This window comes from Sneathiella sp. (genome assembly GCF_036960985.1).
Lineage (GTDB): Bacteria > Pseudomonadota > Alphaproteobacteria > Sneathiellales > Sneathiellaceae > Sneathiella.
The window spans coordinates 42,615-58,658 of the sequence record NZ_JBALWD010000012.1; the positions used below are offsets into that span (position 1 = coordinate 42,615).

Sequence of the window (16,044 nt, forward strand, 5' to 3'; positions counted from 1 at the left end):
CATGATCCGGGTTCAGCCAGAAGTATTTGAGACCGGACAAGAGATAGAGCGGCTGACAGCGGGCAGAACAGATATTGGAGCTGTCGTCAGCTTTACCGGTTTAGTCCGAGATTTTAATGATGGCTCGGACGTCACCAGTCTCACTCTGGAACATTACCCGGGGATGACGGAACGAGAGCTCGAAAAAATTGAGGAAGAAGCAAATTCCCGCTGGGATTTGCAAGCCAGCCTGATCATTCACCGTTTCGGCACCATGGGCCTTGGCGAACCAATCGTGCTTGTGGTTACTGCCTCCGCCCATCGTGAACAGGCCTTTGAGGCTGCGTCTTTCTTGATGGATTGGTTAAAAACCAAAGCACCGTTCTGGAAACAGGAAGAAAATTCAAGCGGTACCCTTGATTGGGTCAAAGAACGGCAGAGCGATATTGAGGCCGCGAAGCGTTGGAAAGACTAATATCTGAACACCACTAGAGGCGGCTTTGCCGCTTTGCTAACCATAGCCCTGCCAACCGGTTGGCCTCCGCAATCTGAACCGGGGTCATTTTTGACATCAGCACTTTATTCATTTTTGGCGCCGCAGCATCTCCTTTGACACCCGAGATCAGCGACCATTTCAACGCATCAATTCGCACGAGAGATTCTGAAATTTCTGTTTGTGCGGCTTCTGAATCCAGCGGTGTTGATTGCGCCAATTCAAACATTTCTGTGAGGGCCGCCTCATCCAGTCCGGGTTGGTTGAGCAGTTCGGGTGGAATATTTGTCGGCTGCGTCGCGAGCGTTACTGTTTCTTGCGCAACCGGCGCCTCTTCCTCAAGCTTAATCTTTTCAGACGTTGTTTCGGCATCCTGCATAACGACATTGGAGCCACCTGGCTTTTCCGTCGCGCTGGCTGACAGAGCTACGGGCGCAACGACAGCTACCACTACAGGTGCGACGACAGCCGCTGTTTGCGAACTTGTAGCGGCAGCGGCAGGTGCAGATGCGGCGGTACCGGCGCTCGCAACAGAGGCCGCACTGCTAGCCGCGGGCGTCGCCACAGAACTAACGACAACTGCCGCAACCGCCGTTTCGGCAACGGGCACGGTTCGCAATACTGTCGATGATTTTTCCGGCGCAACTCCTTGCTGCTTGGCTTTGAGTTCATCAAGCCGCGTCCGAGCTTCGTCCAGCTTCTTCTGTTCGTCTTGCTGTTGTTGAAATGCTGTCAAACGTTGCTGCTCTTCAATTTTTTGCTGCTCTTGAAAAGCGATAAGTTTTGCTTCTTCTGCTTGCTGTTGTGCGGCTAAAAGTGCCACTTTTTTATTGTTTTCTTCCAATTGCAGAGCGACTTTCGCGTCCGCATTTCTTTGTGCAATCAGATCCGCCTGATTATCCGCACGGGATTTTGTTGCCTCTTTTTCCAGAGCCAATTTTTGTTGATCCTGAATTGCAAGATCCGCCTTCATTTTCTGAAAAGCGTCTTCGTCTTGATTTAAAAACTTCCGATACCAAACACCCAGAGCCGCCACTGCTGCCGCATTAGCCTCTTCTATTTGTCCCGGTGTCATATCTTTTTTCAGACGTTTCAACGCGTCTTCTGCGCCATCGGCATCTTGCGCCGCCGACAATTTGAACCAGGCATATGACCTGACCAAATCAGTCTCAACGCCCTCAGCGCCGTCTTCAAATAACTTTCCCAGACTGAACTGCGCCCGCTCGTCCCCTTTATGGGCAGCGAGACGCCATTGCTCAATGGCTGTTGAAAAATCGTTCTCGCCAAAGGCTTTCTGACCGGCCTGAAAATCTGCCGAGGCCAATTGTGTTCCCATTAGAAACACACCGATCGCCGCACCTATTCGCTTACAATACATTTATTTCGTGTTCCCACAGAAAATACGGAATTCCTGTTTCTACATATAATATACAGTATTTTAAAGTAAATTGCCTAAAAATGCAAAAAATACCCGCTTGCGACAAGAGCAAGCGGGTAAAAAAGCGCATAAGTACGAAGCGCTTGCGTTACGCGGCAGCCTTTCGGCGTACGCAATTTTCATAATCGGCAATGAGCTGCTGACAAATTTCGCCTGGAACGAATTTGTAATCGTCAATGCAGCTGACGGGCGTAACTTCGGCCGCGGTACCTGTTAGGAAACATTCGGTAAAATTCGCCATCTCTTCTGGCATTATGGCGCGTTCAATGACTTCAATGCCCCGCGCTTTTGCCAAATCAATAACGGTTCGACGTGTAATGCCGTCGAGAAAACAGTCGGGATCCGGTGTATGCAGCTTGCCGTCCTGGACAAAGAATATATTAGCACCGGTCGCTTCCGCCACCCGCCCTCGATAATCCAGCATCAGCGCATCGTCAAAGCCTTCAGATTCTGCTTCATGTTTGCTCAGCGTACAAATCATGTACAGACCCGCTGCTTTGGACTGCGTCGGGATTGTTTCCGGTGAAGGCCGCTTCCAGGGCGATAATTTGAGTTTTATCCCTTTCATGCGGGCTTCGGGATCAAAATAACTCGGCCATACCCAGGCGCCAATCGCCAGATGAATTCTGCATTGTTGAGCTGATACCGCCATCATTTCTGATCCACGCCAGGCAACCGGACGGATGTATCCTTCAACGATCTTATTTGCCGCGATGGTATCCCAACAAGCCTTATTAATTTCGTCTGCGGTTTGCTCGATTTTAAACCCGAGGATTCTAGCCGAATTAATTAAACGGTCCGTATGTTCGGCCAGTTTGAAGATTTCACCGTCATAGACCCGCACTCCTTCAAACACGCTACTCGCATAATGTAATCCATGAGTTAGGACGTGGATGTTTGCGTCTCGCCATGGTACGAGTTCACCATCAAACCATATAAGGCCGTCCCGATCAGCAAAAGAAGAGGTATCCATAATAAAGCACCTTGAGTTATTATATGTCGTATATTCGTGTATAGAGTTCGTTTATGTCGAATCGAACTCCTATTTTGTAACATTATGAGAAATATATGTCAACATGACTGACGTAAAATCTACAAACAACCCTCTTTTCCTTCGGGAAGAAGAATTAAGGCAGAGTATTGAGCTGCTTTTTTTCGCCTACCGGGACTTCACCGCCGGGCCGGATGAAATCCTCAAAGAATATAAATTCGGGCGGGCTCATCATCGCGTTATCCATTTTATTGGCCGCAATGAGGGAATGACTGTTTCTGAATTGCTCGATATATTACGTATAACAAAACAGAGCCTCAGTCGGGTTCTCAGTACGTTGATTGATCGGGGATTTGTTGAGCAACGAGCTGGCAAAGTAGATCGCCGCCAACGATTGCTGTACCTGACGGAAAGCGGGCAGCAACTTGAGCAAAAGATAAGCCGCGTTCAACGGGATCTAGTTGCAAAGGCTTTTCGCGAAGCCGGCGGAGACGCCGTAGCAGGATACCGTCAGGTTCTCGCGGGCCTGATAGACGAGAAAGATCGGGATATGGCCCTTGGCCGAATTTATAACCCTTGAAGAGCAAAGGGCTGGAGAAAAATTCGTATGTTGGACAATGCGCCCCATATCCTAGTGGTAGACGATGATACGCGGTTGTTATCGCTTCTTCGAAAATACCTAATGGATAACAAGTATCGTGTCTCAACGGCGGGAACCGCTGATATGGCGCGCAGCAAAATGTCTGGGTTCGACTTCGACCTTATTGTCCTGGATCGGATGATGCCGGGCGAAGATGGCCTCGAAATGGCCAAGACAGTTCGGACGGGCTCGGATTTCAATCGGGATATTCCAATTTTAATGCTGACAGCAATGGGCGAATCCAGCGACCGAATTGACGGCCTAGAAGGCGGTGTTGATGACTATTTGACAAAGCCTTTTGAACCGCGAGAGCTGCTTTTGCGAATAGACGCCATTCTCAGGCGGGCGAAAATAGAAAAAATTGAAGAGCTCAGCTTTGGTGACTTCACGTTCAATACGGAGAAAGGCGAACTTCTTCGCAGCGGAGCGATTATCAATTTAACCTCCGGTGAATCGCTTTTACTTAAATCTCTGGCGTCGACACCTGGCGTCCCGATCAGCCGCGACAACCTATCCTTAACGAGCGGCAATCAAGGACGGGCTGTTGACGTTCAGATAACGCGGTTAAGACGGAAAATAGAAGAGGACCCGAAATTACCGCGTTATTTGCAGACAGTCCGTGGTGAGGGATATGTTTTATGGGTGGATTAGGGTTTCTAAAGAATGCCCTCGCGCAGGTAAATTTTGACTTCTTGAAGAAGTTGATGCCGAGAACGCTTTTCGGTCGATCCATATTGATTGTTGTCTTGCCAATTATTTTGCTGCAAGTGCTTGTCACCTATATTTTTTATGAACGGCATTGGGACAATGTGGCCAGGCGATTGGCCCAAGGGGTTGCTGGCGATGTCGCCGCTGTTATCTCCCTCATGGATAGATTTCCGGGCGCAACGGCACAAACCGATATCCTCAATAGCGCTCGCAATCAAATGCGGCTTGCGGTCAGTATTGACCCGGAAGCAACTTTGCTGGAAGGCAGCGAGATTATTACAAAATATGGGTTTCTAGAAGGGCATCTCGCCCGCGCTCTTCAAGAAAGCCTCCCCGCTCGGCCCTTCAGTATCTCCGCCAATAAAAAGCTTGAGTCTGTCGTCTTACTTATCCAGCTGCCAGATTCCGTCATGCAGGTAATCGTTCGCGATAAGCGCCTGTTTTCAAGCACGACATATATATTTGTCATGTGGATGGTTGGGATATCCCTCGCATTGCTCGGAATCGCGCTGGTATTTCTACGCAATCAAATGCGTCCAATCCGGCAGCTTTCCGTCGCCGCCGAAAAATTTGGCAAGGGTCAGTATGTAGAAGACTTCAAGCCAAGTGGTGCGCAGGAAATACGATTAGCGTCCAGGGCATTCCACGTAATGAAACATCGTATTCTCAGGCAGATTACGCAGCGCACTGAAATGCTTGCAGGGGTAAGTCATGATTTACGCACGCCCCTGACCCGGATGAAACTTCAACTCGCCATGATGCCGGAGCAAGATGATAAGCAAAGCCTTGAGGGTGATGTCGCTGATATGGAGAAAATGGTCGAAGGCTACCTCGCTTTTGCCCGAGGCCAGGAAGCGGAAGCGGTTGAGAATACGGATATACCCGATTTGTTTCAGGACATTGTTGTCAATGCCCGCCGGCAAGGAACGGTTGTCTCCCTCGATACACCCAAAGAGTTATGGGCAACCGTACGTCCAAACAGCTTGAAACGTTGTATTACCAATTTGATAAATAATGCCGCCCGCTACGCAACCGAAGTCTGGATTACTGTCCATGCGGTGGATTTTGAAGTCATTGTCACCATTGATGATGATGGTCCGGGTATCCCCGAAGCCAGCCGCAACGACGTCTTCAAACCGTTTCATCGACTGGACCCCTCCCGAAATACGGAAACTGGTGGGAGTGGCCTTGGGATGACCATTGCCCGCGATGTGATCCACGGGCATGGCGGGCAAATCAGCCTTGGAGTTGCCCCGACGGGTGGCTTACGTATTGAAATCCGGTTTCCCCGATAATCTATTATTAGTTGGTCACACGTCACTCGGTACGAAGGCTTGCGAGATGTCGATTGTTGCCTTTTGCAGGGTCACCGGAACGGTCGCAAAAGCCGCATTTGCCAACGCCAACACCGCCGGGATACTTGCTGCCGCCAATTGCGGTGTTTGCGCGGCAGCTGCTAGAAGAAAGACCGCATTGACCTCCGTATTGAGGGTTTGGGTAAGAACGGTCACATCCCGATCGCGGCTTTTAAATACCTCAAACGCTTTATTGGCGCTCTGGATAGCATCCTCAATCTGCTGCGTTTGGGTTTTGAAAAGGGCATCCAACTTAGGCGGCTCGGGCATCGGTTCTGCCGGCTCCTCGTTTTGGTCCTTTTCCGTCATCCTCTCGCGTCCCTGTTTTACTGAAGGCGGCCGCCGACGGGCACCTTATGATCTGGTGAAATCAAGGATATACGTCCTTCGTCATCGCTAAAACCCAGGACCAAGACTTCCGACATAAAGGGTCCGATTTGTCGCGGCGGGAAATTGACCACTCCGACAACCAGTCGTCCGGCCAGATCCTCTATTTCATACAAATCTGTAATTTGTGCAGACGTCTTCTTAATACCTATGTCCTCCCCAAAATCGACTTTCAGTTTATACGCCGGTTTCCGCGCCTCCGGAAATTCACTGGCCTCCAAAACCCGGCCTACGCGAATATCCACCGCTAGGAAATCGTCAAATGTAATTTCGTTTGTCATCAACTGCCTCTTCTATTTCCAACCAGCGCGAATGCTATGGGACGGCAAGCCGAAGGACAATCCAAAAAATAGGAAATCATCCGCCGGACGAAAATTTCTGGGCAACCTTCTCAATGGTCGCCAACGATGCGGTCATGGATTGAGTGACCGTATCGAATGATTTTGTTGTTGATGCGGTCAGGTTAGTGGCAACCGAGTTCATATTCTCGATGATCGTCGTCAGATTGCTGATCTGGGATTGAATATCCGAAAAGGCAACAGTTCCGGATTGGCCGGATGGACTGGAAGCCTGAAAAGAAGCCTGTAGTTTTTCTACTGTCTCCTGAAGCGTATTTCTCTGCTGGCCGACGATATCCTGTAACCCGTGCGAAGCTGTCTGCACGGCTTCTGTCATTTTCTTCACATTCTGATTTTGCAGTGTCGATAACGCACTGAGATCTGGAATAACCAGTCCGCCCGCCACTGTCGGTGCGCCCGCTCCACTTGATTGCGTTGTATCATTCATTATCATCACCCTTTTTTCTATTTAGGTGTATATGATAAATATTATTCTATTTTAAAGTGTTATTTAGGATAAGGCTCTTTTAACCAAGCTCTCGGGATCTTTTAGTCGCGGCAGCCACGGTCTTCTCGATAAGGGGGGCAAGGCCGTCTTCCGCCATCAAAATCGCCAATCCTGCCGCAGTTGTGCCATTCGGGCTGGTGACATTCTCACGCAATTTAGAGGCCGGCTCATCCGATGAGATGGCCAGTTTTCCGGCGCCCGCTACGGTCACTTCCGCAAGGGTTTCCGCCAGATCCGCAGGAAGCCCCGCACGAACACCGGCCGCCGCCATGGCTTCAATCATGTAAAAAACGTAAGCTGGCCCCGAACCCGACAAGCCGGTGACAGCGTCCATCAATTTTTCGTCTTCAATCCACGCGACGGTGCCGATTGCTGTCATCAGTTTGTCGCAAATCTCCAGTTGCTGCGGACTAGCATGCCCGTTCTGACAACAGACAATCATGCCTTGCCGAACAGCTGCGGGGGTATTTGGCATGGCCCGGATAATTGAAGCGGTCACGCCGAAGGCCGTTTCAAATTGTGCAATGCCTGTTCCCGCCGCAATGGAAATTATCAACGCGCCGCCCGCCGCAAGCGTTCGAAATGTCGGCAGGACATCTACCATCATCTGGGGTTTTACCGCGAGCACGATGACATCGGGCCGAAACGCGCCTTCAATATCATCCGGCGATGAATGGCCCGCACATCCAAGTCCTTTCGCCACCGCAAGATTTTCTGCATTCGGATCAATCACAACGATATCCGAGGGCTTGACGAAAGTATCAATCCAGCCGCCCAGCATCGCTTGCCCCATTTTTCCAGAGCCGACGAGAAGTATAGTATTAGACATATTTTTTAAGCTTCACCCACGGTTTCGAACATTGCGGCGTCAATTGCTTCTTCCGGGGTTTTACCGCCCCAGATACAAAACTGGATCGCCGGATAGAATTTCTCGAGCTCTTTCATTCCGATTTCAACGAGCGTCTGGAATTGCTCGCTCCTTACCTCAGAGGCCCCGCCAAGCAAGAGTGAATGCCGGAACAACACCATTCCCTCTTCCCTCCATGTGTCGAAATGCCCAACAGGCATCCGCTCATTCACACGGGCGAGAAGTTCGTAAATCATCTGATATTGGCGTTCTGGAATTTTGATGTCATAGGCACAGGAGAAGTGAACGGCCTTTAAATCTGAACGCCAAGAAAACCAAAGATGATACTGACACCAGCTTCCATCGACACCCACCGTAATTTCATTGCGGCCCTGACGATCAAATGACCAATCATTTTCAACAATGATATTTTCGACTAAATCGAGGGGGTTGGTGTCTTCAAGCTCTTCGTGGGACAGGTACAATGACGTCATGGAGCCATTCCTTTCAGAACTATCCTCACCGGCTTTCTTCTTCGGCCCAGGCGTGAATCGCCGCCAGAAAGGAAATCAACTACAGGCCATATATGGTGGCATTAAAAAACAGCCGCCATACATGTAGCGTAATCTGCCTTTGGAACCTTAGCAACAAAGAAAGCGGATCATTTCGCATTTTCTTGTGGATAAAATTGAACAGGCAGAAAATTAACCTGTGCAGAACGCCTGTTTATTCTTTTGCAGACTTCGCGCTAGCGGCTCGTGCTGTTTTCTTTGCTGCCGGTTTTTTTTGCGACGCGGCAAATTGTTTTTCAAGTTGGTCGAGGCGACTGCTCAAAGCTTCATTTTCCTCTCGCGCCAGAACTGCCATGGCCTTCACGGCGTCAAACTCTTCGCGCGGAACCAGATCCATATCCGCGATAAATCGCTCGAGCCGCTGGTGGAAAAGATTCTCCCACTCTGACTTGACCCCTTGCGCTGTTCCAAGCGCACCGGTGGCCAGGCGGGCCAGATCATCAAATAATCGCGAATTTGTCTGCATCACTCATGCTCCTCAGGTTAGCGCGCATAATGGCAAGGGTATTTTACAAAAGCAAACCCTTTGAACGCCGATTAGCTTGCGGTTTCCTCATATAGCTTTATATAGTGTCCGCCATGACTTTATCGACACAATTTTTGGCCATTGCCTTTCCGGAAATAGATCCCATAATTTTCGAATTGGGCCCCTTTGCGATCAGATGGTATGCCCTCGCCTATATTGCCGGACTGGTGATTGGGTGGCGTTTGATGATGAGATTTGCAAATGCGCCGGGCTCCAGCGTCACCGACAAAAATGTAGATGACTTTCTGGTTTGGGCAACTTTAGGTGTTATTTTAGGCGGACGGCTGGGATACGTTTTATTTTATAAGCCAGAATATTATCTGTCCAACCCGGCCGAAATTTTCATGGTATGGCAAGGAGGCATGTCCTTTCATGGCGGCTTCCTTGGGGTTATTGTTGCAACCATTCTTTTTACCAGATCGAAGAAAATTCCCTTGCTGGATTTCGCTGACTTATTGGCGACGGTCGCACCGGTTGGTTTGTTTTTCGGCCGCATCGCCAATTTCATCAATGCGGAACTTTATGGTCGGACCACGGATGTGCCTTGGGGAGTATTATTCCCCAACGGTGGTGATCTGCCGCGTCATCCAAGCCAGCTTTATGAAGCTTTACTGGAAGGACTGCTGCTTTTCGTCATCATGCTCATCCTGCGGAAGACAGACTTGGTCAAAAAGCCGGGCTTCTTAACCGGTGTCTTTTTCTTGGGCTACGCTTTAGCAAGAGGATTTGTCGAATTTTTCCGCCAGCCGGATGCGCATCTTGGTTTCCTCGCCGGCGGTTTTACCATGGGGCAGTTTCTGTCCGTCCCGATGATCCTTATCGGTTTGTATTTTCTATTCCGGAAATCTCCTGTTAAAAAATGACGCCGCTGACCGAAATTCTCAGAGACAAGATTGAGAAACACGGTCCTATCTCGGTTCATGATTATATGGAGATGGCCCTCACTCACCCGGAATATGGATATTACGCCCGTCAGAATCCATTCGGTAAATCCGGGGATTTTGTGACAGCACCGGAAATCAGTCAGATGTTTGGAGAACTCATTGGTCTGTGGTGTATCGATACCTGGTCAAAGCTCGGAGCGCCGGCCAAACTTAATTTAGTGGAACTTGGCCCCGGTAACGGCACATTGATGGGGGACGCTCTGAGAAGTAGCATGTTAGTCCCTGAATTTGCCAAAGCCGCACAAATCCACTTGGTTGAGACCAGCGAACAACTTAGAGAACGGCAAAAATCGGCCATAAACCACCCTTCCGTTTTCTGGCATTCCGATTTTCCGATTTTGAACAACGATCCGACAATTGTCATTGCCAACGAATTTTTTGACGCATTGCCAATACATCAATATGAATCTTCGGCTGGCCAATGGCACGAGAGACGTATCAATTGGAAAGACCATCAATTTGCTTTTTCTTTGGCTGATGATCCGACGGTGGGATTTCCGCCGCCTGCGGAAGCAGACAGCACAAACATCCTGGAAATCTGCCCTCTGGGCATCCGCTTTATTGAAAAGATCAGCCAATCTTTGCAAAAAACCGGCGGGGCAGCATTGATAATCGACTATGGATCCGCTGAAGCCATTTATGGCGATAGTTTTCAGGCTGTGCGGGATCATACGACCCAGAACCCACTTGAAGATCCGGGAATGTCAGACCTCACGGCGCATGTCAAGTTCCCTCAATTGATAGCAGAGGCGCAAAAACATCTTGTGGATATTCAGGGGCCAACGTCTCAAGGACGGTTCCTCGAGCGTCTCGGAATTGAAGCCAGAGCCGCCCTGTTGAGCCGATCTGCCACAGAAGAACAAGAAAAATCCATCGGCTCTGATCTGCGCCGCTTGACTAGTGCAACGGAAATGGGAACTCTATTCAAGGTCCTCGCAATTTCTTACAATTTGACGGCACCTCTGGAAGGATTTGACCTTTAAAATGCTCACCAGCTCTGTACTTGAAAGTAACGACATTTCCCACGGTTTCTTTACCCGCGAAGGCGGTGTATCGCACGGTATTTATGGCAGCCTGAATTGTGGTCCGGGTTCAAAAGATCGCGCAGAAGATGTTTCTGAAAACCGGGCGCGGGCAATGCGGGAACTTGGAATTGGGCCAGATAAACTCAGGACCATATATCAGATTCACAGTGCCGATGTCGTCGTCATTCAAGATCAGCGAGAATTACGCGAGAAACCGAAAGCTGATGCAATGGTCACCAATGTGCCGGGCGTCGCCTTAGGCATTCTCACGGCGGATTGTGTCCCTATACTTTTTGCGGACGCGTCCCATCATGTAATCGGGGCCGCCCATTCCGGCTGGAAGGGTGCCCTGGCAAATATTGGCAAGAACACCGTTGAGGCTATGATTCAGTTGGGGGCCCATAAATCCGACATAACGGCGGCTGTTGGCCCCGCGATCACGCAAAACTCATATGAAGTTGGTCCGGAATTCCCGGCCCCCTTTCTAGATGTTGATCCGCAGGCGGTCCGGTATTTTACGCCGTCCGTCAATTCAGGGCATCATATGTTCAATCTGAAAGAATTTGTCTGCGACAGATTACGTGAAACCGGAATTGGGCGCGTTGACATGCTTGAAAATGATACATGTGCCGAAGAAGACCTGTTCTATAGTTATCGGCGCATGACAAAAAGAGGTGAAACTGATTACGGTCGGCAATTATCGGCTATCGCCCTTAAAAGCGCATAACCGAAAATACCTACAATTTATCGCAAACTTGTACTGAAGGTCCAAAATGCCGTATATGGTAGTCTTTATAATAATTTGTCTGCTGGGGATATTAGCAACCTGTGCGATTTAGGAATTTCATAAAAAGATATTCTATTCTTGGCGTCCTTCTCCTGGTTGCTTGCCAACCACTCGAGAGGCCTTTTCAGCCTGAGGTAAAGACGGGCTTGCGAACTGTTCCCGGACCCCGGGCCTATCTGTATGTTGCGACTGTTCAGGATGGCCCTGCTGATCTTGATACGGCTGTTGCTACAAAACTGCAAGAATTGGGTATTGCTGCCTTTGCCGGCGAGGAAGTTCCCGGCCGCTATTACGTCCGCGGAGATATGATAGATGAAGGTGGATTGCAGTTCGTTCAATGGACCATATTCGATCCTCAAAACCAGAATACAGGCCTTTACACGTTGGAAAAGCTTCCGGATATGGCGCAAACAAGCTCTGCAAAGCCACAGAACATAGAGGAATTTGTCCTGCTTTCAGCTAGCAATATTGATCGATTGTTGGGCGGAGACGGTTTTAATTTTGCGACGTTGAAAAAGCCAGTTCTTTATGTTCCGATCGTCCGCGGTGCTCCGGGCGATGGCGCGGAAAGTCTGTCCTATGCCATTCAGGAAGAATTGGTCCGCATGGGGTTCGACGTGTTGCCTACGGAAAGCGGCGCCAATTATATTGTCAGGGGACAAGCAGAATTAACGCCGGCAAAAGCTGGAACACAGGTCATTCTTCTCACCTGGAGCCTGGAACGTCGCAATGGCGAACAAGTCGGTAAGATCCAGCAGCGCAATAGAATCAAGGCAGGGTCATTAAATGGTGCGTGGGGCTCGACCGCGCCTTTGGCCGCAAAAGGTGGCGCACAAGGGGTTCTTAAATTGCTTCGAAGCAGTGAACCTGAGTATTTCCAGTCAAAATCCTGAATTTATTTCCCGATATTGCCAAAAAATCTCTTTATACCGTTTACAGGATCAAAGGCCCTTGGTAAGTTCCGCCCGCTGTTGCCCAAGTGTCGTTTCGGTGCCGTGCGCAGTTTGTAATATTTGACTGAACAAAGCCTAAAATAGGCGAAGGACTGTTCACATGAAAGTGCTTACGGGAAATGGTAATCGGCCGTTGGCTGAAGCTGTTACGAGCTACTTGAAACTACCTTTGACAAATGCAGACGTTCGACGTTTCTCGGACATGGAAGTTTTCGTAGAGATCCACGAAAATGTCCGGGGTGAGGATGTTTTCGTTCTTCAACCGACCTCCTTTCCAGCAAATGACCATTTAATGGAACTGTTGGTTTGTATAGACGCCCTCAAGCGTGCATCTGCCGCTCGAATCACGGCCGTCCTTCCTTATTTTGGCTATGCACGGCAGGACCGTAAACCGGGACCTCGCACACCAATTTCTGCAAAACTAGTTGCTAATCTCATCACAAAAGCCGGTGCCGACCGTGTTCTGACAATGGACCTGCATGCAGGCCAGATACAGGGCTTTTTTGATATTCCGACCGATAATTTGTTTTCAGCGCCCATCATCGTACCAGATATAGAAGAAAATTATGGCCGGGGTAGCGATATAACCATTGTTTCTCCCGATGTGGGCGGTGTTGTCCGGGCTCGGGCTTACGCTAAAAGGCTTGACGCAGACCTCGCAATCGTGGATAAGCGCCGTGAAAAAGCTGGCGTCTCAGAAGTCATGAATATTATTGGTGACGTGAAAGGCCAGCGCTGCATTCTTGTTGATGACATCGTCGATAGTGCGGGCACATTGTGCAACGCTGCGGAAGCGTTGATGAAACAAGGTGCCAAGTCCGTAACCGGCTATGTAACCCATGGTGTGTTATCGGGGGGAGCAATCTCCCGTATAAACGACTCTGAGCTAGGGGAAATGGTCACAACAGATAGCATTATGGCGACGGAGGCTTTTAAGCATTCCGACAAGATGCGACAAATATCCATTGCACCGTTGATCGGCGAGGCAATGTTCAGAATTTCTAAGGAGACTTCGGTTTCCAGTCTGTTCGATTAACCGAATAGACATATCACGGCGCGGGCACCCCTGGAGGCAAGCGTCATTTTTGGCACCGGGTTTTCCCGGTGTTGCTCGTTACTTAGGAGAAATATAATGAGCGAGAATGCAGTATTAATTGCAGAAACGCGTGACCGGGCTGGAAAGGGGACCTCCCGTGCATTGCGTCGTGAAGGTCGTACACCGGCCGTCATCTATGGCGATAAGAAAGACCCTATTTCGATTTCGTTGGAAACCCGTGAATTGGTTAAGGCCATTTACCGGGATGCTTTTCTTTCAACGGTTTACACTGTAACAGTCGGATCAACGAAACATAACGTTTTGCCTCGTGACATGCAGCTTCATCCGGTTAAAGAGTCGCCAATGCATGTTGATTTCCTTCGCGTTTCCGCGAAATCACAGATCGCTGTCATGGTGCTCGTGAGCTTCCTGAACGAAGAAGAATGTGAAGGCTTGAAACGGGGTGGTGTTTTGAACGTTGTCCGCCATGAAATCGAAATGATGGTGCCTGCCGGAAACATTCCGGAAGCCATTGAGATTGATCTGGAAAAATACGACATTGGCGACAGTGTCCATATTTCCGAAGTAACTCTGCCAGAAGGGTGTGAACCCACAATTTCTGACCGTGACTTCACGATCGCAACGATTGCCTCACCAACGGTTGAAGAAGAGCCGGAAGAAGTAGAAGTCGAAGGCGAAGAAGGTGCTGAAGGCGAAGAAGGTGCCGAAGGCGAAGCCGCTGAAGGCACTGCTGAAGCCACTAGCGACGAGTAGCAGGTACCACAGATGATATTGCTGGTTGGTCTTGGAAATCCCGGTAAGGGATACACCGACAATCGGCATAATTTTGGATTTATGGCGGTGGATGAAATCATTCACCGCCATTCCTTTATGCCGGAACGCATTAAATTTCAGGGACTGGTTGCAGATGGAAAAATCGGCGGCAAAAAATCCTCGCGCTGAAACCTACCACTTATATGAATGAATCCGGTCGATCCGTTGGTGAAGCCATGAGATTTTACAAAATTCCGATTGAAAATGTCGTTGTCCTGCATGACGAGCTTGACCTTCCCATGGGGAAAGTTCGCGTAAAAACAAGTGGCGGCCATGGTGGCAATAACGGCATTCGATCACTTATCTCACATATTGGCCAGGACTTTAAAAGGGTCCGGCTCGGCGTTGGCCATCCGGGAGAAAAGCATCTGGTTTCCGGTCACGTCTTGAAAGATTTTTCGAAATCAGAAAAACAGTTCGCCGAAAAAATCATTGATAGTGTCGCACGGCACACCGACTTGCTTGTTACCGGTAACGACTCCAGTTTTATGAACAAAATCGCGCTTGAAACGGCGCCCGACAAGAAAAAGAACATCGAAGGAAGCTAGATATGGGTTTTAAATGCGGAATTGTTGGACTGCCGAACGTTGGTAAGTCCACCCTGTTCAATGCCCTCACGGAAACCGCTCAGGCCGCGGCTGAGAATTATCCCTTCTGTACAATCGAGCCAAATCTTGGGCAAGTTCCTGTCCCTGACCCTCGGATCACACAATTGGCGGAACTGGCCTCTTCAAAGGAATTGATCCCGACACAACTGACGTTTGTCGACATTGCCGGGCTTGTCCGTGGCGCGGCGAGTGGCGAAGGGTTAGGCAACAAATTTCTGGCCCATATTCGCGAAGTCGATGCGATTATTCAGGTCATAAGGTGCTTCGAGGATGACGATATTACGCATGTGGACGGCAAAATAGACCCCTTATCAGATGCCGACACAATCGAAACGGAGCTGATGCTTGCCGATTTGGAAAGCTTGGAGAAAAGAACTGAAGGGTTGATCAAGAAAATCCGCGGCGGCGATAAAGAAGCAATGAAACAATCGGAATTGATTGATCGAGCTCTCGTTGTTTTAAAGGAGGGCAAACCTGCGCGTATGGTGGAGTTAGCCGAAGACGAAGTTAAAACGTTCCGAAATTTGCAACTACTAACGGCAAAACCCGTTCTGTACGTCTGCAATGTCGATGAAGATAGTGCCGCAACCGGCAACGATTTTTCGAAATTGGTAGAAGAAAAAGCCGCTACAGAAAATGCAGGTGTCGTTGTTATATCCGCCGCGATTGAATCCGAAGTTGCGCAGCTCGATAGAGAAGAGCGAGAAGAGTTTCTTGCAGAACTTGGTTTAACCGAAACCGGATTAGGCCGGATAATCAGGGCTGGCTACGATTTGCTTGAGCTAATTACCTATTTTACCGTTGGCCCCAAGGAGTGTCGTGCCTGGACTGTTACGAAGGGCACAAAAGCGCCGCAAGCCGCCGGTGTGATACATACTGATTTTGAAAAAGGGTTTATTCGGGCCGAAACCATCGCCTACCCAGCTTATATTGAGAACGGTGGCGAAAGTGGTGCAAAAGATGCCGGCCAAATGCGGTTAGAAGGCAAAGAATATGTTGTGCTAGACGGCGATGTCTTGCATTTTAGATTTGCAAATTAGTTCTGACACGAATTTCAGATGTCCTGAACAAGCGA

At 49.4% G+C, this 16,044-nt stretch carries 19 protein-coding genes and 1 pseudogene; 12 read left to right on the forward strand and 8 right to left on the reverse strand.

What is annotated here, in order from left to right; translation table 11 throughout:
* Nucleotide 1: 1 nt before the first annotated feature.
* On the forward strand, nt 2-454 hold the full coding sequence (locus V7723_RS09175) for a molybdenum cofactor biosynthesis protein MoaE (RefSeq protein WP_335684160.1): 453 nt from the start codon (nt 2-4) through the stop codon (nt 452-454).
* Between the two features lie 13 nt (nt 455-467).
* Here the strand turns inward: V7723_RS09175 and V7723_RS09180 are convergent, their stop codons facing one another.
* Nucleotides 468-1,850, reverse strand: coding sequence for a hypothetical protein (locus V7723_RS09180; protein WP_335684161.1), 1,383 nt, complete (start codon nt 1,848-1,850; stop codon nt 468-470).
* 148 nt (nt 1,851-1,998) lie between these two features.
* Nucleotides 1,999-2,883 carry a branched-chain amino acid aminotransferase gene (locus V7723_RS09185; RefSeq protein ID WP_335684162.1) on the reverse strand — a complete coding sequence of 295 codons (885 nt, stop codon included), beginning with the start codon at nt 2,881-2,883 and terminating at the stop codon, nt 1,999-2,001.
* A gap of 103 nt (nt 2,884-2,986) precedes the next feature.
* Between V7723_RS09185 and V7723_RS09190 the strand changes: the two genes are divergently transcribed.
* From V7723_RS09190 to V7723_RS09200, 3 genes are read left to right on the forward strand one after another with little or no spacing between them, the layout of a single operon-like run.
* Nucleotides 2,987-3,481: a MarR family winged helix-turn-helix transcriptional regulator gene (locus tag V7723_RS09190; protein WP_335684163.1), complete on the forward strand. Its 495-nt coding sequence runs from the start codon at nt 2,987-2,989 to the stop codon at nt 3,479-3,481.
* A gap of 27 nt (nt 3,482-3,508) precedes the next feature.
* Nucleotides 3,509-4,192 (forward strand): response regulator, encoded by a 684-nt coding sequence (locus V7723_RS09195; RefSeq protein WP_335684164.1) that lies wholly within the window; start codon nt 3,509-3,511, stop codon nt 4,190-4,192.
* Nucleotides 4,180-5,544 carry an ATP-binding protein gene (locus V7723_RS09200; RefSeq protein WP_335684165.1) on the forward strand — a complete coding sequence of 455 codons (1,365 nt, stop codon included), beginning with the start codon at nt 4,180-4,182 and terminating at the stop codon, nt 5,542-5,544. The genes V7723_RS09195 and V7723_RS09200 overlap by 13 nt, the downstream gene beginning before the upstream one ends.
* Before the next feature lie 15 nt (nt 5,545-5,559).
* Here V7723_RS09200 and V7723_RS09205 read toward each other — a convergent pair whose 3' ends face one another.
* The 6 genes from V7723_RS09205 to V7723_RS09230 form a co-directional block, all read right to left on the reverse strand.
* Nucleotides 5,560-5,913, reverse strand: coding sequence for a hypothetical protein (locus V7723_RS09205; protein WP_335684166.1), 354 nt, complete (start codon nt 5,911-5,913; stop codon nt 5,560-5,562).
* Between the two features lie 17 nt (nt 5,914-5,930).
* Nucleotides 5,931-6,272: a tRNA-binding protein gene (locus V7723_RS09210; RefSeq protein WP_335684167.1), complete on the reverse strand. Its 342-nt coding sequence runs from the start codon at nt 6,270-6,272 to the stop codon at nt 5,931-5,933.
* A 76-nt stretch (nt 6,273-6,348) separates the two neighbouring features.
* On the reverse strand, nt 6,349-6,777 hold the full coding sequence (locus V7723_RS09215) for a hypothetical protein (RefSeq protein ID WP_335684168.1): 429 nt from the start codon (nt 6,775-6,777) through the stop codon (nt 6,349-6,351).
* A 79-nt stretch (nt 6,778-6,856) separates the two neighbouring features.
* Nucleotides 6,857-7,666 (reverse strand): pyrroline-5-carboxylate reductase, encoded by an 810-nt coding sequence (gene proC, locus V7723_RS09220; RefSeq protein WP_335684169.1) that lies wholly within the window; start codon nt 7,664-7,666, stop codon nt 6,857-6,859.
* Between the two features lie 5 nt (nt 7,667-7,671).
* A complete protein-coding gene (locus V7723_RS09225) occupies nt 7,672-8,178 on the reverse strand; it encodes a YbjN domain-containing protein (RefSeq protein ID WP_335684170.1) in 507 nt (168 codons plus the stop codon).
* A gap of 232 nt (nt 8,179-8,410) precedes the next feature.
* Nucleotides 8,411-8,722: an accessory factor UbiK family protein gene (locus tag V7723_RS09230; RefSeq protein WP_335684171.1), complete on the reverse strand. Its 312-nt coding sequence runs from the start codon at nt 8,720-8,722 to the stop codon at nt 8,411-8,413.
* A gap of 113 nt (nt 8,723-8,835) precedes the next feature.
* Between V7723_RS09230 and lgt the strand changes: the two genes are divergently transcribed.
* The 8 genes and pseudogenes from lgt (at nt 8,836) to ychF (ending at nt 16,009) form a co-directional block, all read left to right on the forward strand.
* The gene (gene lgt / locus V7723_RS09235; protein ID WP_335684172.1) at nt 8,836-9,645 is read left to right on the forward strand and encodes a prolipoprotein diacylglyceryl transferase; all 810 of its coding nucleotides are present in this window, start codon (nt 8,836-8,838) and stop codon (nt 9,643-9,645) included.
* Nucleotides 9,642-10,709 (forward strand): class I SAM-dependent methyltransferase, encoded by a 1,068-nt coding sequence (locus V7723_RS09240; RefSeq protein WP_335684173.1) that lies wholly within the window; start codon nt 9,642-9,644, stop codon nt 10,707-10,709. The genes lgt and V7723_RS09240 overlap by 4 nt, the downstream gene beginning before the upstream one ends.
* A 1-nt stretch (nt 10,710) precedes the next feature.
* The gene (gene pgeF / locus V7723_RS09245) at nt 10,711-11,478 is read left to right on the forward strand and encodes a peptidoglycan editing factor PgeF (RefSeq protein WP_335684174.1); all 768 of its coding nucleotides are present in this window, start codon (nt 10,711-10,713) and stop codon (nt 11,476-11,478) included.
* A gap of 206 nt (nt 11,479-11,684) precedes the next feature.
* On the forward strand, nt 11,685-12,431 hold the full coding sequence (locus tag V7723_RS09250) for a hypothetical protein (protein ID WP_335684175.1): 747 nt from the start codon (nt 11,685-11,687) through the stop codon (nt 12,429-12,431).
* Nucleotides 12,432-12,591: 160 nt separating this feature from the next.
* The gene (locus V7723_RS09255) at nt 12,592-13,527 is read left to right on the forward strand and encodes a ribose-phosphate pyrophosphokinase (protein ID WP_335684176.1); all 936 of its coding nucleotides are present in this window, start codon (nt 12,592-12,594) and stop codon (nt 13,525-13,527) included.
* 96 nt (nt 13,528-13,623) lie between these two features.
* Entirely contained in the window at nt 13,624-14,301 is a 678-nt protein-coding gene (locus tag V7723_RS09260; protein ID WP_335684177.1) for a 50S ribosomal protein L25/general stress protein Ctc, read from the forward strand.
* Nucleotides 14,302-14,313: 12 nt separating this feature from the next.
* Nucleotides 14,314-14,909 (forward strand): annotated as a pseudogene (pth, locus tag V7723_RS09265) (aminoacyl-tRNA hydrolase).
* A gap of 2 nt (nt 14,910-14,911) precedes the next feature.
* Nucleotides 14,912-16,009 (forward strand): redox-regulated ATPase YchF, encoded by a 1,098-nt coding sequence (gene ychF, locus V7723_RS09270; protein ID WP_335684178.1) that lies wholly within the window; start codon nt 14,912-14,914, stop codon nt 16,007-16,009.
* Nucleotides 16,010-16,044: the final 35 nt, after the last annotated feature.

Bases quoted from the DNA above. Each gene is read 5' to 3' on its own strand.
- V7723_RS09175 (WP_335684160.1), top strand. From the start codon at position 2: ATGATCCGGGTTCAGCCAGAAGTATTTGAGACCGGACAAGAGATAGAG.
- V7723_RS09180 (WP_335684161.1), bottom strand. From the start codon at position 1,850: ATGTATTGTAAGCGAATAGGTGCGGCGATCGGTGTGTTTCTAATGGGA.
- V7723_RS09185 (WP_335684162.1), bottom strand. From the start codon at position 2,883: ATGGATACCTCTTCTTTTGCTGATCGGGACGGCCTTATATGGTTTGAT.
- V7723_RS09190 (WP_335684163.1), top strand. From the start codon at position 2,987: ATGACTGACGTAAAATCTACAAACAACCCTCTTTTCCTTCGGGAAGAA.
- V7723_RS09195 (WP_335684164.1), top strand. From the start codon at position 3,509: ATGTTGGACAATGCGCCCCATATCCTAGTGGTAGACGATGATACGCGG.
- V7723_RS09200 (WP_335684165.1), top strand. From the start codon at position 4,180: ATGGGTGGATTAGGGTTTCTAAAGAATGCCCTCGCGCAGGTAAATTTT.
- V7723_RS09205 (WP_335684166.1), bottom strand. From the start codon at position 5,913: ATGACGGAAAAGGACCAAAACGAGGAGCCGGCAGAACCGATGCCCGAG.
- V7723_RS09210 (WP_335684167.1), bottom strand. From the start codon at position 6,272: ATGACAAACGAAATTACATTTGACGATTTCCTAGCGGTGGATATTCGC.
- V7723_RS09215 (WP_335684168.1), bottom strand. From the start codon at position 6,777: ATGAATGATACAACGCAATCAAGTGGAGCGGGCGCACCGACAGTGGCG.
- proC (WP_335684169.1), bottom strand. From the start codon at position 7,666: ATGTCTAATACTATACTTCTCGTCGGCTCTGGAAAAATGGGGCAAGCG.
- V7723_RS09225 (WP_335684170.1), bottom strand. From the start codon at position 8,178: ATGACGTCATTGTACCTGTCCCACGAAGAGCTTGAAGACACCAACCCC.
- V7723_RS09230 (WP_335684171.1), bottom strand. From the start codon at position 8,722: ATGCAGACAAATTCGCGATTATTTGATGATCTGGCCCGCCTGGCCACC.
- lgt (WP_335684172.1), top strand. From the start codon at position 8,836: ATGACTTTATCGACACAATTTTTGGCCATTGCCTTTCCGGAAATAGAT.
- V7723_RS09240 (WP_335684173.1), top strand. From the start codon at position 9,642: ATGACGCCGCTGACCGAAATTCTCAGAGACAAGATTGAGAAACACGGT.
- pgeF (WP_335684174.1), top strand. From the start codon at position 10,711: ATGCTCACCAGCTCTGTACTTGAAAGTAACGACATTTCCCACGGTTTC.
- V7723_RS09255 (WP_335684176.1), top strand. From the start codon at position 12,592: ATGAAAGTGCTTACGGGAAATGGTAATCGGCCGTTGGCTGAAGCTGTT.
- V7723_RS09260 (WP_335684177.1), top strand. From the start codon at position 13,624: ATGAGCGAGAATGCAGTATTAATTGCAGAAACGCGTGACCGGGCTGGA.
- ychF (WP_335684178.1), top strand. From the start codon at position 14,912: ATGGGTTTTAAATGCGGAATTGTTGGACTGCCGAACGTTGGTAAGTCC.